This window comes from Penaeicola halotolerans, from assembly GCF_016464625.1.
GTDB lineage: Bacteria > Bacteroidota > Bacteroidia > Cytophagales > Cyclobacteriaceae > Penaeicola > Penaeicola halotolerans.
Genome location: NZ_JAEAGO010000226.1, coordinates 1 through 235 on the forward strand (window position 1 = coordinate 1; position 235 = coordinate 235).

Here is a 235-nt window from a genome sequence, read left to right on the forward strand (position 1 = left end):
GAGTTCTTCAACTCTTAAGCTTTAGAAGGTATGATGAGTCTGAATGTTCTCCCTTGACCTTTGACTGATGACACCTCGATAGAAGCATAGATTAGATCTATCAATCTTTTGGCAATGGACAAGCCAAGCCCTGTGCCCTCATACTTTCTATCAAGCCCCATACACTCTTGCATGAATGGCTTGAATAGATTTTTTTGAAACTCCTCACTACACCCTATCCCAGTGTCCTTGATTT

At 41.3% G+C, this 235-nt stretch carries 1 protein-coding gene; it reads right to left on the reverse strand.

Annotation, left to right across the window (positions count from 1 at the left end):
* Positions 1-14: 14 nt before the first annotated feature.
* On the reverse strand, positions 15-235 hold a 221-nt coding region (locus I5349_RS14085), incomplete at its 5' end, for an ATP-binding protein (RefSeq protein ID WP_262895418.1).